Below are 2,998 nucleotides of genomic sequence, written 5' to 3'. Positions count from 1 at the left end.
GCGGTGACGGTGGCGCCCCCGGCGACGGCCGGCGTGAACCACCAGCGGCGGCGGTCGCCCTGGCCGGCCCGGCGCCCGGCGGGCGTCAGCCACCTCCCCGCGCCGGCGAGCGGGCGCAGCAGCCCGTCGAACACCCCGCCGAGCAGGTGCGGGCCGAGGGGCGCGGACAGCGGCTCGCCGCGGGCCCGGGCCACCGCGCCCGCCCCGAGGCCGCCGGTGTACTCGTAGGCCTGGACGGTGGCGACGTCGCCCCGGATGGCCAGGATCTCGCCGGGCAGCCGCTCGGAGCCCAGCTCGACCAGGTCGAGCATGGCGATCCCGGCCAGCCCGCCGACCTCGACGAGCGGGCCGTTCACCCGCAGCACGCGGCCGGTCACGGGGCCCACAGCTCCGCCACCTCCCCGCCGAGGGCCATGACCGCCCGCTCGGCCAGGCTGTCCAGCGTGCAGTCGACTCGGATGCCCGGCGCCTCGGCGACCACCCCGCCGTCCGGGTGCTCGCTGACGCGGGCATCCGGCCCGGCGGCAGCCAGCGAAAGCCGGGTCAGCCGCTCCCGCAGCGCCGGATAGCCCGGGTCCTGGCGCAGGGCGCGGACCGCCGCGCGGCTGCGGGCCCGCAGCTCCTCATAGGGTTGCCGTTCGGCGTCGAGGCCCAGCCGGCGGGCCCGGTGCCTGGTGTGTGCCCGCTCGGCCACGGCCAGCGCCGATCCCTCGGCGATCCCTTGCTCTCTGGCCTCGGCCAGGATCGCGTCGGCCTCGGCACGCGCCCCCGTGAGCAGGTGCTCGGCGTCGGCGACGACCTCCGTGACCAGGTGCTCGGCCTCGGCGCGGGCGGCCGCCAGCAGCCAGGCCCGGACCGGTTCGAGCGCGCCGCCGGCGCCGGGGGAGGCGGTGGTGCGGGGGGTCATGACGGCATCACCACGGTCAGCGGCGTCGGACTTCCCTCGGCCAGCTCCGCCTCCAGCGCCGCGGCGGCTCGTGGGGTCAGGACCACGACGGCGACGTCGTCGCCGAGGGAGGCCCACACGGAGCGGACGGTGGCCGCGTCGTCGGCGGCGTGCACCACCGCGCCGGCCAGGGTGAAGCCCTGCACCCGGAACCGCTCGCCCACGACGGCGACGCCGGCCACGGTCACGCCCTCCCGATCAGGATGATGGCGACGATCAGGCCGTAGATGGCGATGCCCTCGGCCAGCCCGACGATCACCATGGCCCGGCCGAACAGCTCGGGCCGCTCGCTCATGGCCGCCAGCGCGGCCGCGCCGGTGTAGGAGACGGCGATGGCCGCGCCGATCGAGGAGGCGGCGACCGCGATGGCGGCCCCCAGCAGCGCCGACCCGTTCGAGTCGGCGGCCGGCTGGGCGGCCTCCACCGCGGCCACGGGCGCCGCCGCCTCCGCTCCGGTGGCCTCGGCGGGCCCGCCGCCGATGGCGACGGCCAGGACGACCAGGGCGCTCAACGCCAGCACGCCGTTGACGGTCAGGAACGCGCGGGGGGACCGGGGGTGCCGGCGCCGCAGCGCCCAGGAGGTGGCGGCGGCCGCGATGGCGGCCACCGGCAGGCAGATCAACCAGAGCGACATAGGACCTCATCCTCGGAAGCGATCGGGACGTGCCAGGGCCGGAACGGCCGGCCCTGAGCCTGGAACACCCGGGAGAACAGCTCGTAGTACTCCAGCCGCAGCGCCTGCACGGCGGCGACCAGCGCCTCCAGCGAGAACGCGAGGGCGTTGCCGGCCGCGAACACGGCCACCGCGGCCGCGCCGGCGATCACGCCGTTGCCCCACAACCCGGCGGTGGCCTGCCAGACCACCGCGCCGATGGCGGCGTGGGTGAGCCCGAAGGCCGCCAGCCGGGCGAAGGAGACGACGTTGGCGCCGAGCCGGGCGACCAGATCGAACACCTCGACGGCCGCCTGGCCGACGCCCGCCCAGCCCCCGCCGGCCGCGGACAGGAACCCGGTGAACGCCAGCGCCAGGCCGCCCGCGGCGACCACGCCGCCAACGGCCACCGGCCACGCCAGCCCGGCATACCAGCCACCCGCCGCCAGGCCCAGCCCGAGGAAGACGGCCGCCCCGGCGATGCCGGACGGGGCGTACAGGGCGAGCGGCCAGCCGCCTTCCCGCCAGCGGTTGACCGTCCCCAGCGCGTAGGCGCCGGCGAGCAGCACGCCGCCAACGCCGACCGCGGCCAGCAGCAGCGGCACCGGATCCTCCAGGGGCTCCAGCCACAGGACCGGCACAACCCCGGTGGGCCCGAAGAACTCCCCGTACAGCAGCCCGAAGACCGTGCTCGCCAGCCCGGCACCGGCGACGAACGGCCAGGCGCGGCCAAAGCGCGCCAGCCGTCGCGGCCGCCCGGCCCGCAGCCCCGCCGCCAGCAGCAGCAGGAGCAGGCCATGGCCGGCGTCGCCGAACATCATCCCGAACATCAGCACGTACGCCACCGCGGCGAGCACCGTCGGGTCGACATCCGCGTACGGCATGGTCCCGTAGGTCTCCAGCAGCGGGGTCAGCGAGCGGCGCACCCCCGACGCGCGCAGCAGCGTCGGCGGGTCGGCGCCCCTGGGGCGGGACAGCGGCACGACCGCGCCACCGACCTCCGCCAGCCGGGCGGCGAGCCCGGGCGCGGCGTCGGCAGGCGTCCAGCCGGCGAGCGCCGCCGCGCTGCCGCGCGTGACCGCGCCCCGCATGCGGCCCTCCAGCTCGGCCTCGCCGGCGATCAGGTCCCAGCGGCCGGCGCGCTCCCAGCCCTCCAGGTCCGGGCCGGACGGCGACAGCGCCGGCAGGGCCGCGCCGCCGTCGGTGCCCGGCACCGCCACCCCAGGCCGTGCTCCCTGGAGGCGGCGCGCCGCCAGGCCGGCCGTCTCCTCGTCCGCGGTCCAGGAGTCCAGCTCCACGCTGCCGGAACCGGCCACCCGGACCAGGACCGAGCGGAGGGTGGCCACGGGCGCCACCAGCGCCACCCGCTGCATCGGCACCGGCCGCAGCCGGTCAGGCCA

The 2,998-nt window shown here is 78.0% G+C and carries 5 protein-coding genes; all 5 read right to left on the bottom strand.

Annotation, left to right across the window (positions count from 1 at the left end; translation table 11 throughout):
• Window positions 1-377: ATPase (locus tag VF468_18040; protein HEX5880192.1), on the bottom strand; the 377-nt coding region annotated here is incomplete at its 3' end.
• Window positions 374-907: a hypothetical protein gene (locus VF468_18035; protein HEX5880191.1), complete on the bottom strand. Its 534-nt coding sequence runs from the start codon at window positions 905-907 to the stop codon at window positions 374-376. The genes VF468_18040 and VF468_18035, both read right to left, overlap by 4 nt.
• Window positions 904-1,134 (bottom strand): V-type ATP synthase subunit F, encoded by a 231-nt coding sequence (locus VF468_18030; protein HEX5880190.1) that lies wholly within the window; start codon window positions 1,132-1,134, stop codon window positions 904-906. The genes VF468_18035 and VF468_18030 overlap by 4 nt, the downstream gene beginning before the upstream one ends.
• Window positions 1,131-1,580, bottom strand: a complete 450-nt coding sequence (locus VF468_18025; GenBank protein HEX5880189.1) for an ATP synthase subunit C — start codon at window positions 1,578-1,580, stop codon at window positions 1,131-1,133. Before VF468_18025 ends, VF468_18030 begins: the two co-directional genes overlap by 4 nt.
• A partial coding sequence (locus tag VF468_18020) for a V-type ATPase 116kDa subunit family protein (protein ID HEX5880188.1) occupies window positions 1,565-2,998 on the bottom strand: 1,434 nt, incomplete at its 5' end. The genes VF468_18020 and VF468_18025, both read right to left, overlap by 16 nt.

The sequence above is a fragment of the Actinomycetota bacterium genome, assembly GCA_036280995.1.
GTDB lineage: Bacteria > Actinomycetota > CALGFH01 > CALGFH01 > CALGFH01 > CALGFH01.
The sequence above is the reverse complement of the archived record's forward strand: the minus strand, read 5'-3'. Positions and strand labels throughout refer to the sequence as shown.

Bases quoted from the DNA above. Each gene is read 5' to 3' on its own strand.
- VF468_18035 (HEX5880191.1), bottom strand. From the start codon at position 907: ATGACCCCCCGCACCACCGCCTCCCCCGGCGCCGGCGGCGCGCTCGAA.
- VF468_18025 (HEX5880189.1), bottom strand. From the start codon at position 1,580: ATGTCGCTCTGGTTGATCTGCCTGCCGGTGGCCGCCATCGCGGCCGCC.